The following is a 17,784-nucleotide window of genomic DNA, read 5'->3' as shown; positions in this document are numbered from 1 at the left end:
GCTTCAGTGCGGGGCGTTCCGCTCGGTCTTGTCCATGGCGGGGGCGGGGTCGTGGGCGGGGACGGCGCCGCCCGCCAGCATGCGCGCGGCCTTGGCGATCTGCTGCGCGGCGCGGCGCAGGGCGCTGGCGGCGCGCAGGCGTGCGTCCATGTCGGCCACGGCGAGGCGGTCCTGCGCGCCGGCCTCCAGCAGTTCGGCCTTGAGGTTCTGGTAGTCGGCCTCGAAGCCGTCGAGGGCGGCATCGATCTCGGCGGGCGAGGCGTGCGGAGCGTCCGGATCGCAGCGGGCGAAGAGGGCCTCGGCCTGCCGCCGGAAGTCCTCGTGGCCGGCGGGGAAATCGCCGGGTGCCGACTCGGCGGCGGCGGCGACGGCTTCCTGCGCCTGGTCCGCCGCCGTCTCGTAGTAGCGGGCCACGCGCAGGATCTGCGGCAGGCGCGCGGCGCTGTCCTGCGACAGGGTGGCGCGGGAGAGGCGGGCGATGAAGTCGGCGATGGCCAGGTTGAGGCGGTCGACGATCCGCTCGTCGCGCGCCAGCGCCGCGCGGTCGCCGCCGGCGCCGGCCGCGGCGGTGCGCGCCATGCGCAGGGCGATGCCGCCCATGCGCCGCACTTCCTGGCCGAGCGCGTCGAGCGCCAGGGCCGGCACCGCCAGCACGGTCCGGTCGAGATGGCGCGGCCGCGCCTCGTCTTCCTCGGCGCTGCGGAAGCGGGCCTCGAGGAAACCGGTCAGCCATCCGGTCAGCGGCCAGATCAGCGCCACGCCGAGCAGGTTGAAGGCAGTGTGGAACAGCGCCAGCTTGGCGGCCGGCGCCGAGTCGAGCCCGAGCGCCGCGCGCAGCATGCCGAGCGCGGCGAGCAGCCAGGGCAGCAGCAGCAGGGCGACGGCGGCGGTGAGGACGTTGAAGAGGACGTGCGCCGCCGCCGCCCGCTTCGCGTTCGAGGTGGCGCCGACGGTGGCGATGACCGCCGTCACGGTGGTGCCGACGTTGGCGCCGATGACCACCGCCGCGGCGGCGTCGACGCCGAGCATGCCGCCCTGGGCGGCGGTGAAGGCCAGCACGAGGGCGGCGGCGGAGGCCTGCATCAGCACCGTCATCAGGACGCCGACCAGCACCAGGGCGAGGACGCCGAGCGGGCCGTCCCAGTGCGGCAGCGTGAAATCGGCGGCGACGCCGGAGAAGGCGTCCTTGAGCAGGTCGATGCCGAGGAACAGCACGCCGAAGCCGGCGATGGCGGTGCCGAGCGCACCGCGCCGGCTGCCTTCCCCCGTCAGGCGCAGCAGCATGCCGAGGCCGATCAGCGGCAGCGCCAGCAGCGCGATGTCGAACTTCAGGCCGACCAGGGCGACCAGCCAGCCGGTCATGGTGGTGCCGACGTTGGCGCCGAACAGCACCCACAGCGACTGGCCGAGGCTGAGCAGGCCGGCGTTGACGAAGCCGATGGTGGCGACGGTGACGGCGCTGGAGGATTGCACGAGGATGGTGACCAGCGCGCCCGAGACGAGCCCGCGCAGCCGCGTCTGCGTCGAGCGGGCGAGGGTGCGCTCGAGCGCCGGGCCGGCGGCGAGCTTGAGGCCGTCGGTCATCAGCCCCATGCCGAGCAGGAACAGGCCGACGCCGCCGGCCAGTCCGCCGAGCACGGCGAGCCAGTTCACGGCTTCTTCCGGTGCAGCGCCGCCTTGGCCAGCACGTGGGCGGAGACCGGCGCGGAGATGAAGAGGAACACCAGCACGGCGATCTCGTGCAGGCTGAGCCCCGGCGCCGTCGTGCTGAAGTACAGGGACGAGGCCAGCACCATGGCGCCGACGCCGAGCGTGGTGGCCTTGGTCGGGCCGTGCAGCCGCGTGAAGAAATCCGGCAGCCGCGCCAGCCCGATCGAGCCGAGCAGGGCGAAGGCGGCGCCGAGCAGGATCAGCGCGGAGACGATGGCTTCGATGGCAGGGTTCATTCGATGATGTCTCCGCGCAGCAGGAACTTGGCCAGCGCCACGGTGCCGACGAAGCCCATCACGGCGAGGATCAGCGCCGCCTCGAAATAGGCGCTGCTGCCGGCGCGCACGCCGAACAGCACCAGCAGGGCGATGGCGTTGATGGTCAGGGTGTCGAGCGCGAGGATGCGGTCGGTGGCGTCCGGGCCGCGCACGAGGCGCCACAGGTTCAGCGTCATGGCCAGTCCGATGAGGACGAAGCCGGTTTCGATGGCGAAGTTCAGCATGCGAAGACCTCCTTCAGCGGCGCTTCGTAGCGCGCCTTGATGGCGGCGACGAGCGCCTGCGGGTCGGGTGCGTCGAGGGCATGCAGCGAGAGCACCCAGCGGGTTTGATCGACGTCGATGGAGACCGTTCCCGGCGTCAGCGAAACGATGCTGGCGAGGATGGTCGCGGCGAAGGGGTCGCGCAGGTCCAGCGGCACCTCGACGAAGGCCGGCTGAAGGTTCGCGATCGGGCCGAGGACGCGGCGCGCCACCGCCGCGTTGGCGACGACGATGTCGAGGGCCACCCGCGCGGCGAGCCGCAGGGCGAGGCCGGGGCGCCGCAGGCGCGGCGCGTCCGGCCAGAACGGCCGCGTGACCGCCGGCAGCAGCACGGCGAGCAGCGTGCCGACGGCGAGCGCGCCGACGGACGCCGCGTTGCTCAGCGCCGCCCAGAGCAGGAAGATGGCGGCGGACAGGGCCGGATGCGGGAGCAGCCTTCGTATCATTGGACTTCCCTCCCCCCAGCCCCCTCCCCGCGGGAGGGGGTGACGGCGGTTCGCCGCTGCGCGGCTCCTTGTTGTGGCTTGCGCCCCTTCGGGCGGCCGTGCGGGGCGCTCATGGCCGCCTCTGCCGCCAGATCGAGCGGACGTCCTTGCCCAGCACGGTGCCGATGTAGGCCTTCGGCGCGTGCAGCTGGGCGGCGGCGCGCGCGGCGTAATCCGCCACCGGCCGCGCGAACAGCGCCAGCAGCGGGCCGGCGGCGACGAGCAGGACGATGGCCGTCGCCCGCTGCCAGCCGACGGGTCCGGCAGCCGGCGCCGGCAGGTCCGGCTTGCGCTCCCAGAACAGGCGGCTGCCGTTGCGCGCCAGCGACGCCATGAAGAGGAAGCCCGCCGTCAGCAGCACGCTCCACACGGCGACGGCGGCGGGGGTCGGGCGGAACGCTTCGAGCAGCATCAGCTTGCCGATGAAGCCGGAGAAGGGCGGCAGCCCGGAGACCGTCGCCGCCGCCAGGAAAAAGCCCAGCGCCAGCCACGGCGCCGCCAGCGCCGGTCCCGGCAGGAAGGCGTCGGAGGCGTCGCCGCGCCGTTCGGCGATGCGCTCCGCCAGCAGGAAGAAGGCGGCGCCGGCGAAGGTGGACTGGACGAGGTAATACAGCGCCGCCGCGGTGAGGTCGGCGCCGGCCAGCGCAGGCACGGCCAGCAGGATGCCGGCGGAGCCGAGCACCAGCCAGGCGGCGAGCTCGCGCAGCCGTCCGGCGGCGAGCGCGCCGAGGGCGGCGAAGAGCACCGTGGCCAGCGCCAGCGGCGTCAGCCAGCCGGCGAGGAGGTCGGCGGTGGCCGCCGCCGGGGCGAAGGCCACGACCTGCACGCGCAGGAGGGCGACGATGCCGACCTTGGTCATGAGGGCGAAGAGCGCCGCTACCGGCGCGCCGGCGGCGGCGTAGCTCGTCGGCAGCCAGAAGGAGAGCGGCAGCAGCGCCGCCTTCAGCGCGAAGACGGCGACGAGCAGCGCGGCGGCGAGCCGCGCCAGGGCGGGATCGTGCCCGGTGCCCTGCAGGCGCAGCGCCACGTCGGCCAGGTTGAGCGTGCCCAGCGTGCCATAGAGCAGGCCCAGCGCGATGAGGAACAGCGCCGAGCCGGCGAGGTTGAGCACGACGTAGGCGAGCCCGGCGCGGGTGCGGGCGAGGCCGCCGCCGTGGGCCAGCAGCGCATACGAGGCGAGCAGCATCACCTCGAAGAAGACGAACAGGTTGAACAGGTCGCCGGTGAGGAAGGCGCCCTGCAGGCCGACGATCTGCAGCTGGAAGAGCGGATGAAAATGCCGGCCGCGGGCGTCGAAGCCGTGGCTGGCATGCAGCAGGCTGACGGCGGCGAGCAGCGCCGTCAGCAGCGTCATGCCGGCGGCGAGGCGATCCACCGCCAGCACGATGCCGAAGGGCGCCGGCCAGTCGCCGAGGGCGTAGACGAGGATGTCGCCGCGGTCGGCCAGCAGCGTCAGCCAGGCGGCGGCGGCGATGCCGGTGAGGGCCGCGGCGAGGCCCGTGCCGCGCTGGAAGGCGAGCCCGCGGCCGGTGCCGGCCAGCAGCACCAGCGCCGCGGCGAAGGGAATCAGGATCGGCAGGATCGGGGCGTGCTGGATCACTGCGAATCCTCCCTCCCCGGTCCTTTCGCGTCGACGTGGTCGTCGCCGGATTCGGCCAGCGCGCGCAGCGCCAGCATGACGAGGTAGGCGGTCATGCCGAAGCCGATGACGATGGCGGTGAGCACCAGCGCCTGCGGCAGCGGGTCGGTGTAGAAGGCGCCGTCGCGGATCAGCGGCGGCGCGCCGGGCATCAGGCGGCCGCTGGCGAAGAGGAACAGGTTCACCGCGTAGGAGAGCAAAGTCAGTCCCAGCACCACGGCGAAGGTGCGCGCGCGCAGCAGCAGGAAGACGCCGCAGGCGGTCAGCGTGCCGATGGCGATGGCGAGCAGCGCTTCCATCAGGCGGCCTCCGCGTCGCGGCGCGACAGGCGGCCGAGTTCGGCCAGCGCCATCAGCACGGTGGCGACGACGACGAGGTAGACGCCGAGGTCGAACAGCAGCGCCGAGGCGATCTCCACCTCGCCGATCAGCGGCAGGCCGAGGCGGCCGTGGGCGCTGGTGAGGAAGGGCCGGCCGAAGAGCCAGCTCGCCGCGCCGGTGCCGGCGGCCAGCGCCAGGCCGAGCGCGAGCAGTTGCGGGGTGCGCCGCGGCAGGCGCGGCCGGGCGAAGTCGATGCCGGCGGCGAGGTATTGCAGGATCAGGGCGACGCCGGTCACCAGCCCGGCGACGAAGCCGCCGCCCGGCAGGTTGTGCCCGCGCAGGAAGAGGAAGGCGGAGACCGCCAGCGCCAGCGGCAGCAGCGGGCGCATCAGCATCTGCAGGAACAGCGGGTGGCGCTCGCCGCTCCACGGGCGGCCGTCGGCGTCGTGCGCCGGCGCGACGAGCACCAGCCGGTCGAGCAGCGCATGCGCGGCCAGACCGACCATCGCCAGCACGGTGATCTCGCCCAGGGTGTCGAAGCCGCGGAAGTCCACCAGGATGACGTTCACCACGTTGGTCCCGCCGCCGCCGGGCACGGACTGCTCGAGGAAATAGGCCGACACGGTGTCGAAGGGCGAGGTCAGCAGCGCCCAGGCGGCGGCGCCGAAGCCCAGGCCGGCGGCCGCCGCGAGCAGCGCATCGCGCGCCAGCCGCGCGCGGCCGCGCTCCGGCGGCGGCTGCTGCGGCAGGTAGTGCAGGGCGAGCAGCAGCAGGACGATGGTGACGACTTCCACCGCGAGCTGGGTCAGCGCCAGGTCGGGTGCCGAGAAGCGCTCGAAGGTGAGCGCCACGATCAGGCCGACGACGCTCATCAGCACGATGGCGGTGAGCCGGCGCCGGTGCAGCACGGTCGCGCCGACGGCGGCGAGCGCCAGCGCCGCCAGCGCCCACAGGCCGGCGGCGTCGGCCGGCAGCATGACGACCGTCTCGCCGCGCCGCGCCGGCGCCGAGTGCCAGGCCCAGCCGCCGAGCGCCAGGGCGAAGGCGACGAAGAGCATGGCGTAGCGCTGCAGCGAGCCGTTGTCCGCCATGCCGACGGCAGTGCGGGCGAAAGCCGCCAGCCGCTCGTAGAAGCGCTCGAAGGCGATGCGCGCGTGCAGCGAGGGCAGGCGCTCGTAGAGGGCGAACAGCGGCCGCCGCAGGGCATAGACCAGCACGCCGCCGGCCAGCGCCGCCAGGCTCATGGCGAAGGGGGTATTGAAACCGTGCCACAACGCCAGCCGGAATTCCGGCAGCGGCCCCTGCAGCACCGCGCCCGCCGCCGCCCCGAGCAGCGGCGCCACGCTCCACTCCGGGAAGATGCCGACCAGTAGGCAGGCCACCACCAGCACCTCGATCGGCGCGCGCAGCCAGCGCGGCGGCTCGTGCGGCTGGCGCGGCAGGTCGATGGGCGCGCCGTTGAAGAAGACGTCGTGGATGAAGCGCGAGGAGTAGGCCACCGCCAGCACGCCGGCCAGGGTGGCGAACAGCGGCAGCAGCCAGCCGACTTCCTCGAAGGCCGGGTGGCCGATGGTTTCGGCGAAGAACATCTCCTTGCTGAGGAAGCCGTTGGCGAGCGGCACGCCGGCCATGGCGCCGGCGGCGACGATGGCCAGGGTGGCGGTGATGGGCATGATGCGGAAGAGGCCGTTCACCTTGCGCATGTCGCGCGTGCCGCACTCGTGGTCGACGATGCCGGCGGCCATGAACAGCGAGGCCTTGAAGATGGCGTGGTTGATGATGTGGAAGACGCCGGCGACTACCGACAGCGGCGTGTCGAGGCCGAACAGCAGGGTGATCAGGCCGAGGTGGCTGGTGGTGGAATAGGCCAGCAGGCCCTTCAGGTCGTGGCGGAACAGCGCCACCCAGGCCGAATACACCAGCGTCGTCGCGCCGACGCCGCCGACGATGTAGAACCACGCGTCGGTGCCGGAGAGCGCCGGATGCAGCCGCGCCAGCAGGAAGACGCCGGCCTTCACCATGGTCGCCGAATGCAGGTAGGCCGACACCGGCGTCGGCGCCGCCATGGCGTTGGGCAGCCAGAAGTGGAAGGGGAACTGCGCCGACTTGGTGAAGGCGCCGAGGAGCACCAGCAGCAGCATCGGCACGTAGAGGGCGTGGCCGCGGATGCGCTCGCCGGCGGCCAGCACCGTCGACAGCTCGAAGCTGCCGGCGATGTGGCCGAGCAGCAGCACGCCGGCGAGCAGCGCCAGCCCGCCGGCGCCGGTCACCGCCAGCGCCATGCGCGCGGCGATGCGCGAGTCGTGCAGCTCGCGCTTGTAGGCGATGAGCAGGAAGGAAGCCAGGCTGGTGATCTCCCAGAACACCACCAGCAGCAGCAGGTTTTCCGACAGGGCGACGCCGAGCATGGCCGCCATGAACAGCGTCAGCAGGCTGAAGAAGCGGCCGAGCCGGTCGGCCACCGGCAGGTAGTAGTGGGCGTAGAGCACCACCAGCAGGCCGATGCCGAGGATGAGCAGCGCGAAGAGCATGCCGAGGCCGTCCAGGCGCAGGGCGAGGTCGAGGCCGTGCGCCGGCAGCCAGGCGAGGCGCGCGACGACCGTTGCGCCGGCGAACACCGGCGGCAGCAGCGGCGCGAGCAACGCCAGGCACAGCGCCATCGTGCCGGCGCAGGCCCAGGCCGCCGCGGCGCGGCCGAAGCGGGCGGCGAGGAGCGGCAGCGGCACGCCGGCGAAGGCGGCGGCGAGGGCGAGGAACAGGAGGCTCGAATCGGTCACCGGTCGTGGCGTCTTCTTGTCGGGGCAAGCCCATTCTCGCCGAGGCGGTGCGCAGGGGCAAGCCGCTCAGGAAAACCTGCGGCTGCCCTTCGGGAAAAGCGAAGAATGCCCCGCCTATCGCAGCGGGCTGCCGCGGTAGAGGAGGCCGCGCCGCACCAGCCACTTTTCCGCCTCGACGGCGAAGAACACCGCGGTCGACAGGAGCAGGCAGATCGCCAGCTCGTCCCAGTCGAGCGGCTCGGTCTTGAAGACCGGATTGAGCGCCGGCACGTAGATCGTCGCCAGCTGCAGGCCGAGGGTGAACACCACCGTGGCCATCAGCAGCGGGTTCGACCAGAAGCCGAGGCGGAAGGTCGAGTCGCGCTCGGAGCGGATGGCCAGCGCATGGCCGAGCTGCGACAGGCACAGCACGGTGAACACCATCGTCTGCCAGTGCGCGCCGCTGTGGTGGATCGACCAGGCCTGCAGCAGCAGGCACACCCCGCCCATGGTGAGGCCGACCCAGACGATGTGCTGCCACATGCCGTGGGCGAAGATGCTTTCCGTCGGCGCGCGCGGCGGCCGCTGCATGACGTTGCGTTCGGCGCGCTCGGCGGCGAGCGCCAGCCCGGGCAGGCCGTCGGTGACGAGGTTGATCCACAGGATGTGGATCGGCAGCAGCGGGATCGGCAGGCCGAGGAAGGGGGCGAGGAAGATGGTCCAGATCTCGCCCGAGTTGCTGGTCATCGTGTACTTGATGAACTTGCGGATGTTGTCGAAGATGCGCCGCCCCTCGCGCACCGCATGCACGATGGAGGCGAAGTTGTCGTCGAGCAGCACCATGTGCGCCGCCTCGCGCGCGACGTCGGTGCCGCCCTTGCCCATCGCCACGCCGATGTCGGCGCGCTTGAGCGCCGGCGCGTCGTTCACGCCGTCGCCGGTCATGGCGGCGAACTCGCCGGCCGCCTGCAGCGCCTGGACGATGCGGATCTTCTGCTCCGGATCGACGCGGGCATAGACGCGGATGTCCTTCACCTGCGCGGCGAAGTCCGCGTCGGAAAGCGCGGCCAGCTCGACGCCGCTGACGACGCGCCCGCCCCGGTCGAGGATGCCGAGCCGCTCGGCGATGGCGCGTGCCGTGGCCGGATGGTCGCCGGTGATCATCACCGGCACGATGCCGGCCGCCTGGCATTCGTCGACGGCCTGCGCCGCCTCGTCGCGCGGCGGGTCCATCAGGCCGACCAGGCCGAGGAAGGTGAGGCCGCTCTCAGCCTCTGCGGCATCCGCCGGCAGGCGGTCGAAGCGGCGCTCGGCGAAGGCCAGCACGCGCAGCCCGCGCGCGGCGAGGCGGTCGGCCTGCGCCAGCGCGGCGGCGGCATCGAACGGTTCGGGCCCGTGCGCGGTCAGCCGCCGGGAGCAGCGATCGAGCACCGCCTCCGGCGCGCCCTTGACGCAGGCGAGGAAGCCGGCGCCGTCGGCATGCAGGGTGGCCATGCGCTTGCGCTCGGAATCGAAGGGAAACTCGCCGTGCCGCGGCGACTGACTTTCCAGCGCGGCGAGATCGACGCCGCGCGCGATCGCCGCCTCCAGCAGCGCCACTTCGGTGGGATCGCCGACGATGCCGCCGTCGGCCGCGGGGGCGGCGTCGTTGACCAGCGCCAGGGCGCGCAGCAGGCTCGGCCAGGGCTCGGCGCGCTCGTCCTCGCCGTCCGCCCAGAAGGCCTCCGCCCGCATGCGGTTCTGCGTCAGCGTGCCGGTCTTGTCCGAGCAGATGTAGGTGATCGAGCCGAGCGTCTCCACCGCCGGCAGGCGCCGGATGAGGGCGTTCTGCTTCACCATCTTCGAGGCGCCCAGCGCCAGCGAGATGGCCACCACCGCCGGCAGCGCCTCGGGGATCGCCGCCACGGCGAGGCTGACGGCGGTGAGGAACATCAATACCGGCGGCTCGCCGCGCAGCAGGCCGGCGGCGAAGACGATGGCGCAGATCGCCAGCACCGCCCAGGCCAGCCGTGCGCCGAAGCGGGCCAGGCGCTTCTGCAGCGGCGTCTTCACTTCCTCGGCGCCTTCGAGCAGCCGGGCGATGCGCCCCAGCTCGGTGGCGAGCCCGGTGGCGACGACCACGCCGGTGCCGCGGCCGTTGGCGACCAGCGTCCCCTTCCAGGCCATGTTGCCGCGGTCGCCGAGCGCCAGATGCGCCTCGGCGAGGGCCTCCGTGCGCTTTTCGACCGGCTGCGACTCCCCGGTGAGCGCCGCCTCGGCGACGCGCAGCTGCGCCGCCTCGATCAGGCGCAGGTCGGCCGGCACCACGTTGCCGGCCTCCAGCAGCACGACGTCGCCGGGCACCAGCCCGTCGGCCGGCAGGGTCGCCACGGCGCCGTCGCGGCGCACGCGGGCCGAGGGCGCCGCCATCATGCGCAGGGCCGCCATGGCGCGCTCGGCGCGCCACTCCTGGGTGAAGCCGATGACGGCATTCAGCAGCACGATGACGATGATGGCGATGGTGTCCGAAGGCTCGCCGACGATGCCGGAGACCACCGCCGCGGCGATCAGCACCAGGATCATGAAGTCCGAGAACTGGTCGAGCAGCATGCGCGCGACGGAACGGCTGCGGCCTTCCGGCAGGGCGTTCGGGCCGTGCCGCGCCAGGCGCGCGGCGGCCTCGGCGGAAGTCAGTCCCCGCGCATCGGCGTGCAGCGACTGCAAGGTCGCGTCGATGCGCAGGGTGTGCCAGTCCGGCGTGCCGGCGGGATGGCGGGTGTGCTCAGGCGCCATGGAGGAACAGGATATAGCTGTTGAGGAGATAGAGCGCCAGCATGAACACGCTGATCCAGCTGACGCTGCGCCAGAGCGGGCCGGCCGGCCGGTAGAACAGGCCGGTAATGGCCATGCCGGTCATGATGATGGCGGACACGGCGGACAGGGCGTGCGCCTGCGACACGCTCGCCAGCAGGGGGCCGTCGACGTAAAAGATGTCGTCGATGGCAAGGATGAGGATGTCGAAGAGATTGCTGCCGAGCAGGTTGGCCACCGCCATGTCGAGGGCGCCCATGCGCACGGCGGCGACGGTGACGGCGATCTCCGGGGCGGAGGTGGCGGCGGCGACGAACAGCGTGCCGACGAAGGAGTCGTGCCAGCCCATCTGCACGGCGATGTCGGCGCCGACGAAGGGCAGCCAGATGCCGGCGGCGACGACGACGCCGGACGCCAGCATGTAACCGATGGCGGCCCGCCTCAGGCCGATGTGCGGGTAGCGCTCCGCCACGTCCTCGACGAATTCGGCGACTTCGCGCCGCTCGTACTGGTAGAGCGTGCGGATGGCGAGCAGGTAGAGCGCCACGATCAGCGGGGTGTAGGCGCCGATGTGGCCGATGGCGAGCGTCTCCCCGCGCCGGGCCAGCAGCAGCGAGAAGGCGACCGCACCGATCAGCACGATGCCGAACCCGGCGGACAGGATGTGGCCGCGGCTGGCGCGGCTGTAGATGGATTCGGCGGGGTGCAGGAAGTCGACGACGACGAGGATGGCGAGGTTGAAGACGCAGCTGCCGAGCACGTCGCCGACGGCGATGTCGGGCACGCCGGCGATCGTCACGGCCGAGATGCCCGTCACCAGTTCCGGCAGCGAGGTGACGGTGGCGAGCAGGACCAGGCCGACCCAGCTGCGGCCCACGCCGGTCTTCTCGGCGATGACGTCGCCGTAGCGCGACAGCCGCGCGCCGGCCAGCCCGATGGCGGCGATGCAGACGAGGAGCTTGAGCCAGATCATCGGGCGGTCCGCAGGAGGAGCCAGGCGGCGGCGATGGCGAGCGTGGCCAGCGTCACCGGCACGCCGATGCGGGCGTGGCTGCGCCAGTCGATGCGGATGCCGCGCCGCGCCGCGCAATCGACGACGATGATGTTGGCGATCGAGCCGACGATGAGCAGGTTGCCGGCCAGGGTGCTCACCAGGGCCAGCAGCGGCCCCGACCAGGGCTCGGCGGCCGCCGGCAGGAGCAGCATCACCGCCGGCACGTTGGAGACCAGGTTGGAGGCGACGAAGGTCGCGGCGAACAGCATCGGGGGCGAGGCGAGCGACAGCCCCGCCGCCTCGAGCCAGGCCATCGCCTGCGCCGCCAGGCCGGTCGCCTGGAAGGCGTGGTTGACGACGAACAGGCCGATGAACAGCACCAGCAGCTCCCAGTCGACCAGCCCGAGCATCTTGTTGCTGTGCAGGCGGCGCGAGAGCAGCAGCAGGCCGGCGCCGGTGAGCGCCGCCACTTCGCGCGGCAGGCCGGTGAACAGGAAGACGGCGAGCAGGGCGCCGGCGACGAGCAGGCCCTTGGCCGTCTGCCAGGGGTCGAAGACGGCGTCGTCTGCCTCGCGCCGCTCCGCCTCCGGCACGGCGACGGCATCGCCCGCCAGCGCCCACTGGCCGCGCGAGAGCAGGGCGATGAAGGCCCAGGTGGCGGCGAGGCCCGTCAGCACCGGCACGGCCGCTTCCAGCGCATAGCCGGCGAAGGACAGGCGCAGCGTCTCGCCGATCAGCATGTTCTGCGGATTGCCGATCAGCGTGGCGGCCGAGCCGACATTGGCGGCGCAGGCCAAGGCCAGCAGATACGGCACGGGATTCAGGCGGCGCTTCAGGCAGGCGTCGGCCAGCACCGGCGCCATGGCCAGGCAGACGATGTCGTTGGAGAACACCGCCGAGAGCGCCGCCGCGGCGGCGATCAGCAGCGCCAGCAGCGCGGGCGGGCTCGCCTCGAGGGCGGCGATGCGCCTTGTGACCCGCGTGTAGAAGCCGCCCAGGCGCATCTGCGCCGAGACCACCATGAAGGAGAACAGCAGCAGGAGCGTCGGCAGATGCACCGACTGCGCCGCCTCCTGGGGACTGACTTTTCCCAGCGCGACCAGCGCGATGGCGCCGAGCAGCGCAATGCCGGTGCGGTCGATCTGCAGGAAGGGCAGGCCGCCCAGGATCATGCCCAGGTAGACGATGACGAAAATGACGAGCGTTGCACTGTCCATGCGATAGGGGGGTGGAAGGTCCCGCCGAGCGGACATGCTACAACGCGCCCGCCCCGTGCGCCGCGGAAATCTGCAGCGCGGCTGAAATATTGCCGAAATATTGCGGAAACATTGCGTGACGACAATGCGCGACGGCACTCAACTCAAAAAGGAAAGACATGTACAAGAAGCTCATTGGCGCGGCGATTGCCGGCCTTGTCGCCGTGCCGGTCATGGCGCAGACCAACGTCACCCTCTCCGGCAAGCTTGCCGCGGGCTGGGAGAACTACAAACTGTCCGGCGGCGGCAACACCGGACACGATGCCGAGTCGCGCGTCTCCGACCAGTCCTCGCGCCTCATCTTCCGCGTGAGCGAGGATCTGGGCGGCGGGCTGAAGGCCTGGGGCCAGATGGACATGCGTTTCACGGTCGACGCCGGCGCGCTCAGCATGGGCGGCAACACCGGCATGGGCCTGCAGGGCAACTGGGGCAAGTTCACCGTCGGGCGCTGGGATCTTCACTACAACGAGTTCGGCGCCATCGAGAGCAACCGCGCCGGCTCCAACCAGACCAACTTCGGCGACGGCATCATGTCGCAGGTCAGCTCCACCCACACCGGCGGCGCCGGCACCGAGGTCGTGTCGATCATGGCCAGCGCCAGCCGCACGCCGAACATCGTGATGTGGGACAGCCCGAACTGGAACGGCTTCACGGCCCGCCTGGCCTATTCGACCAGTCCCTTCGGCACCGAGGGCAACACCAACCGTGCGGCCGGCGATCCCGGCGGCGGCAGCGGCTGGAACGGCGCACTGCGCTACAACAACGGGCCGTGGACGGCCGGCGTCAGCTACTGGAACGCCAGCAGCGAGAACCGCGTCGCCGGCACCCGCGCCGCGGACCAGAAGGCCTGGCGTGCCTGGCTGGGTTACGCCTTCGCCATGGGCCTGAAGGTCGGCTTCGGCTGGGATCGCAGCGAGCTGGACAACCACATCCTCGGCGCGGCCGACGCCGTGGCGGCCGGCAACACCCGCCGCAACGCCTGGATGATCCCCGTCAGCTACAGCTTCGGCGCGCACACGCTCTACGCCAAGTACGCCCGTGCCGGCAAGGCCGGCGGTTCCGCCATTGCCGCCGGCACCGGCGGCGACTTCAAGGCCAGCGCCTGGCATCTCGGCTACGACTACGCCTTCTCCAAGCGCACGTCGGCCGGCGTGTTCTACACGAGGCTGAACAACGACAGCAACGCGGCCAACACCGTCGGCGCCGCCTACAACTTCAAGTCCGGCAACGGCGCGACGGCGACGCGCCGCGGCGAGGACGCCAGCCAGTTGTACGTCGGCATGACGCACAGCTTTTGAGAAGCAGCGACTGCCGTCAGGCAAAACGGCCGCCCGCGGGCGGCCGTTTTGTTTCTCTTGTATTCGGGGAAGGGGCTAATCCGGCCGCTACTTGACCAGCGTCACCGGCACGTCGGCGAGGTGGATCACCTTGGAGGTGACGGAGCCGAGCAGCGCGCCGGCCACGGCGCCGAGGCCGCGCGTGCCCATGACGATGCCGTCGCAGTTCTGCTCGAGGGCGGTCCTGGCGATGGTCTCCGGGACCGGGCCGATCAGCACCTGAGGTTCGTAGCGCACCTTGGCGGCGTCGAGGATCGCCCGGGCCGATTCCAGGGCGTCGCCGCCCTTGGATATCTCCATGGCCTCGACTTCCTCCTTCTTCAGGAAGCTGCGCACCTCCCACTCGCCGATTTCCGGCTGGACGTTGAGGAGGCAGACCTCGAGGGCGGGGTTGTTCCTGGCCAGGTCGACGACGTGGTGCACGGCGCGGTCGGAATTGGGCGAGCCGTCCACGGGGACGAGGGCTTTGCGCATGTCAAGAATTCCCTTAGAAGTAAAACGATTGACGCGATTATCCCACTGTTCGCGCGGAATTTGACTGCTGCGGCCGGATTGCGGAAAACACGTACGCGATTCCCGGCGAAAGTGTCCGGCCCGATGATAAAATCCCGCGCTGCCGAATTTGGAGCGCCCGATGTCCTGCAAACGCCTCAGCCCGGCCCGCCTGCTTGCGGCCGGTTCGCTCTTCCTTTTTGCCCCGGTTTCCCAGGCGGCGGACAGCCCCGCCGTGGCAGGCATCCCGGTCGACTTCATCCTGTTCGCGCTGACCCTGCTCGGCGTGGCGATGTTCCACCACCATGTGCTCAAGGTTGCGCTCGGCGGCCTGGCGGCCATCGCTGTGTACAAAATCCTGTTTACCGGTTTCAAGACCGGTGACGGCCTCGCCGGCTTCGGCCTGCACATGGCGCACGAATGGGTGCTGCTGGTGAACCTGCTCTGCCTGCTGGTCGGCTTCGCCCTGCTGGCGCGCCACTTCGAGGACAGCGGCGTGCCGGAAGTGCTGCCGAAGCTGCTGCCCGAGGGCTGGCTCGGTCCCTTCGTGCTGCTGGTGATCATCTGGGTGCTGTCGGGCTTCCTCGACAACATCGCGGCGGCCCTGATCGGCGCCACCATCGCCGCCAGCGTCTTCAAGCGCAAGGTGCACATCGGCTACCTCGCCGCCATCGTTGCCGCCTCGAATGCCGGCGGTGCCGGCAGCGTGGTGGGCGACACCACCACCACCATGATGTGGATCGCCGGCGTCAGCCCGTTCGACGTGGTCGAGGCCTACGTCGCGGCGGCAGTGGCGCTGTTGGTGTTCGGCTTTCCGGCGGCCCTGCAGCAGCATCGGCACCAGCCGATCCTGCGCGACATCCAGGCGGCGCACCGCATCGACTGGGCGCGCGTCGGCGTCGTCGGCGCCATCCTGGTCGGCGCCGTCGCCACCAACGTCACGGTCAACCTGAAATTCCCCGAGGCGGCGGACCACTTCCCCTTCCTCGGCGTGGCGGTGTGGGTGGTGCTGCTCGCCGCCATCCCGGTGAGGAAGCCCGAATGGAGCCTGGTGCCGGACGCCTTCAAGGGCTCGATCTTCCTGCTCGCCCTGGTCACCTGCGCCTCGATGATGCCGGTGGAGAAGCTGCCGCCCGCCTCCTGGCAGTCCGCTTTCTCCCTCGGCTTCATCTCTTCCGTCTTCGACAACATTCCCCTGACGGCGCTGGCGTTGAAGCAGGGCGGCTACGACTGGGGCTTCCTCGCCTATGCGGTAGGCTTCGGCGGCTCGATGATCTGGTTCGGCTCTTCCGCCGGCGTGGCGGTGTCGAACCTGTTCCCCGAGGCCAAGTCGGTCGGCCGCTGGCTGCGCCACGGCTGGTTCATCCCGATCGGCTACGTGGCGGGCTTCTTCGCCCTGCTGATGGTCCTCGGCTGGCATCCGCAGGAGACGCAGAAGGCGCCCCCGGCCGCCGCGCAGGCCGTGCAGGCGTCGAAGTCCCTGTAGAGGTCGGCCTTCAGGCCGACAAGGGCGATCGATTTGCCGCCTCCCGTCGGCCTGGAGGCCGACCTACAATAGCGGCAATCCGAACCGGACTCATCCATGCACGAAGGGCTACGCGTCGTCCTGCTCCTGCTCACCGCCGCCGTCGTCATGGTGGCGCTGGCGAAGGTCGCGCGCCTGCCGTCGATGCTGGCCTATCTCGCCATCGGCGTCGCCGTCGGCCCGCACGCGCTGGGCTGGCTGCACGAGAGCGAGCAGACCGGGCGCCTGGCCGAGTTCGGCGTCGTCTTCCTGATGTTCTCCATCGGCCTCGAGTTCTCCCTGCCGCGGCTGATCTCCATGCGCTGGCAGGTGTTCGGCCTCGGCGGCGCCCAGGTCGCGGCGACGGCGCTGGCGACCCTGCTGATCGGCCTCACCGGCGGCATCCCCTGGCAGGGCGGGCTGGCGCTGGGGGCGATCTACGCCATGTCGTCGACCGCCATCGTCGGCCGCCTGCTCGCCGAGAAGCTGGACCTGCACTCCGCTTCCGGGCGGCGCACCATGAGCGTGCTGCTGTTCCAGGACCTCATGGTGGTGTTCATGCTGATCCTGATCCCCGCCCTGGTCGACACCTCCCACCTCGCCGCGGCGCTGGGCAAGGCCCTGCTGCAGACAGTGGCCGTGCTGCTGCTGGTCATCGTCGTCGGGCGGCCGCTGATCCGGCGCTGGTTCGACATCGTGGTGCGGCGCAAGTCGGCCGAGCTGTTCATGCTCAACGTCCTCTGGATCACCATCGCGCTGGCCTTCCTCACCGACTGGGTCGGCCTCTCGCTGACGCTGGGCGCCTTCCTCGGCGGCATGCTGATCTCGGAGACCATGTACCGCCACCAGGTGGAGGCCGACATCCGCCCCTTCCGCGACGTGCTGCTCGGCCTGTTCTTCATCACCATCGGCGCCCAGCTCGACCTCGCCCTCGTCTGGCAGCGCATCGAGTGGGTGGCGCTGGTGCTGGCCGGGCTGGTGGCCGGCAAGGGCCTGCTGATGCTGATCGTCACGCGCCTGTCCGGCGCCGACACTTCGGTCGCCTTCCGCACCGCGGCGCAGCTGGCGCAGGCCGGCGAGTTCGGCTTCGTCCTGCTGACCCTGGCGAGCGCCAACGGCCTGCTCGCGCCGGAGGTGGTGCAGCCCTCGCTGGCCGGCATGCTGCTGTCGATGCTGGCGGCGCCCTTCATCATCGAGCGCGCGCGCGCGATCGGCGATCGGATGTCGCGGGACGAGTGGCTGCGGCATTCGGCCGCCCTGCAGGAGGTGGCGGCCCACGCCTTCGGCATCCAGGACCACGCCATCGTCTGCGGCTACGGCCGCACCGGCCAGAGCGTCGCCCGCTTCCTTTACAAGGAGAAGATCCCCTTCATCGCCCTCGACATGGATGCCCACCGCGTGCAGCAGGCGCTGACGGCGGGCGAAAACGTGGTGTTCGGCAACGCCGAGCGGCGCGAGGTGCTGCTCGCCGCCGGCCTCGAGCGGGCGCGCATCGTCGTCGTCACCTCGCCGGACGTGCCTTCGGCCCTGAAGGTGCTGGGCATCGTGCGCGCCCGCCGGCCCGACCTGCCCGTCGTCGTGCGGGCGGCCGACGACGCCCACCTCGACGAGTTGAAGCGCGCCGGCGCCACCGAGGTGGTGCCGGAGGTCATGGAAGGCAGCCTGATGCTGGCGGCGCAGACGCTGACCCGCCTCGGCGTGCCGCTGCGCCGCGTGCTCCGCGACGTCGAAGAGGCGCGCGAGAGGCGCTACGAACTCCTGCGCGAACGCTACGGCGATGCGGGACAGGCCGCGCCGGAGGAGAAGCCATGATCCTTCCGGCCAAAGACCATCGGAGGGCCGCGGCATTAGGGTTTTCCCTAGCCCTGTTGATATTGATGCCTTGAAAGTTTAGGATCAAACGATCTTTGGAATAGTGCCGTGGCGGGCGATCCCTGCCATGGCCGAAAGATGAGAGGAG

At 71.2% G+C, this 17,784-nt stretch carries 14 protein-coding genes; 3 read left to right on the top strand and 11 right to left on the bottom strand.

Annotated features, from left to right (window positions below; genetic code table 11):
• Positions 1–3: 3 nt before the first annotated feature.
• From ROZ00_10050 to ROZ00_10005, 10 genes are all read right to left on the bottom strand, one after another.
• The gene (locus ROZ00_10050) at positions 4–1,653 is read right to left on the bottom strand and encodes a Na/Pi symporter (GenBank protein MDT3736558.1); all 1,650 of its coding nucleotides are present in this window, start codon (positions 1,651–1,653) and stop codon (positions 4–6) included.
• Complete coding sequence (locus tag ROZ00_10045; GenBank protein MDT3736557.1) at positions 1,650–1,946, bottom strand: Na+/H+ antiporter subunit G; 297 nt, start codon at positions 1,944–1,946, stop codon at positions 1,650–1,652. The genes ROZ00_10050 and ROZ00_10045 overlap by 4 nt, the downstream gene beginning before the upstream one ends.
• Entirely contained in the window at positions 1,943–2,212 is a 270-nt protein-coding gene (locus ROZ00_10040; GenBank protein MDT3736556.1) for a K+/H+ antiporter subunit F, read from the bottom strand. The genes ROZ00_10045 and ROZ00_10040 overlap by 4 nt, the downstream gene beginning before the upstream one ends.
• On the bottom strand, positions 2,206–2,697 hold the full coding sequence (locus ROZ00_10035; GenBank protein MDT3736555.1) for a Na+/H+ antiporter subunit E: 492 nt from the start codon (positions 2,695–2,697) through the stop codon (positions 2,206–2,208). Before ROZ00_10035 ends, ROZ00_10040 begins: the two co-directional genes overlap by 7 nt.
• A gap of 109 nt (positions 2,698–2,806) precedes the next feature.
• Complete coding sequence (locus ROZ00_10030; protein MDT3736554.1) at positions 2,807–4,336, bottom strand: monovalent cation/H+ antiporter subunit D; 1,530 nt, start codon at positions 4,334–4,336, stop codon at positions 2,807–2,809.
• Positions 4,333–4,674: a Na+/H+ antiporter subunit C gene (locus ROZ00_10025; protein ID MDT3736553.1), complete on the bottom strand. Its 342-nt coding sequence runs from the start codon at positions 4,672–4,674 to the stop codon at positions 4,333–4,335. Before ROZ00_10025 ends, ROZ00_10030 begins: the two co-directional genes overlap by 4 nt.
• The gene (locus ROZ00_10020) at positions 4,674–7,472 is read right to left on the bottom strand and encodes a monovalent cation/H+ antiporter subunit A (protein ID MDT3736552.1); all 2,799 of its coding nucleotides are present in this window, start codon (positions 7,470–7,472) and stop codon (positions 4,674–4,676) included. The genes ROZ00_10025 and ROZ00_10020 overlap by 1 nt, the downstream gene beginning before the upstream one ends.
• Before the next feature lie 114 nt (positions 7,473–7,586).
• Positions 7,587–10,223 carry a cation-translocating P-type ATPase gene (locus ROZ00_10015; GenBank protein MDT3736551.1) on the bottom strand — a complete coding sequence of 879 codons (2,637 nt, stop codon included), beginning with the start codon at positions 10,221–10,223 and terminating at the stop codon, positions 7,587–7,589.
• Positions 10,213–11,214, bottom strand: coding sequence for a sodium:calcium antiporter (locus tag ROZ00_10010; protein MDT3736550.1), 1,002 nt, complete (start codon positions 11,212–11,214; stop codon positions 10,213–10,215). Before ROZ00_10010 ends, ROZ00_10015 begins: the two co-directional genes overlap by 11 nt.
• Positions 11,211–12,452, bottom strand: a complete 1,242-nt coding sequence (locus ROZ00_10005) for an anion transporter (protein MDT3736549.1) — start codon at positions 12,450–12,452, stop codon at positions 11,211–11,213. Before ROZ00_10005 ends, ROZ00_10010 begins: the two co-directional genes overlap by 4 nt.
• A gap of 158 nt (positions 12,453–12,610) precedes the next feature.
• Here ROZ00_10005 and ROZ00_10000 point away from each other — a divergent pair, with 158 nt between their 5' ends.
• Positions 12,611–13,789 (top strand): porin, encoded by a 1,179-nt coding sequence (locus ROZ00_10000; GenBank protein ID MDT3736548.1) that lies wholly within the window; start codon positions 12,611–12,613, stop codon positions 13,787–13,789.
• Positions 13,790–13,876: 87 nt separating this feature from the next.
• On the opposite strand, the gene ROZ00_09995 is transcribed toward ROZ00_10000, so the two are convergent.
• Complete coding sequence (locus tag ROZ00_09995; protein MDT3736547.1) at positions 13,877–14,302, bottom strand: universal stress protein; 426 nt, start codon at positions 14,300–14,302, stop codon at positions 13,877–13,879.
• Between the two features lie 160 nt (positions 14,303–14,462).
• Between ROZ00_09995 and ROZ00_09990 the strand changes: the two genes are divergently transcribed.
• Positions 14,463–15,806 (top strand): citrate transporter, encoded by a 1,344-nt coding sequence (locus ROZ00_09990; protein ID MDT3736546.1) that lies wholly within the window; start codon positions 14,463–14,465, stop codon positions 15,804–15,806.
• A 96-nt stretch (positions 15,807–15,902) separates the two neighbouring features.
• A complete protein-coding gene (locus tag ROZ00_09985) occupies positions 15,903–17,636 on the top strand; it encodes a cation:proton antiporter (protein MDT3736545.1) in 1,734 nt (577 codons plus the stop codon).
• The last annotated feature ends 148 nt before the right edge of the window (positions 17,637–17,784 follow it).

Origin of the sequence: Denitratisoma sp. (genome assembly GCA_032027165.1) — a bacterium.
GTDB lineage: Bacteria > Pseudomonadota > Gammaproteobacteria > Burkholderiales > Rhodocyclaceae > Desulfobacillus.
Note: the sequence above shows the minus strand (reverse complement) of the source record. Positions and strands in the feature narration are given on the sequence as shown.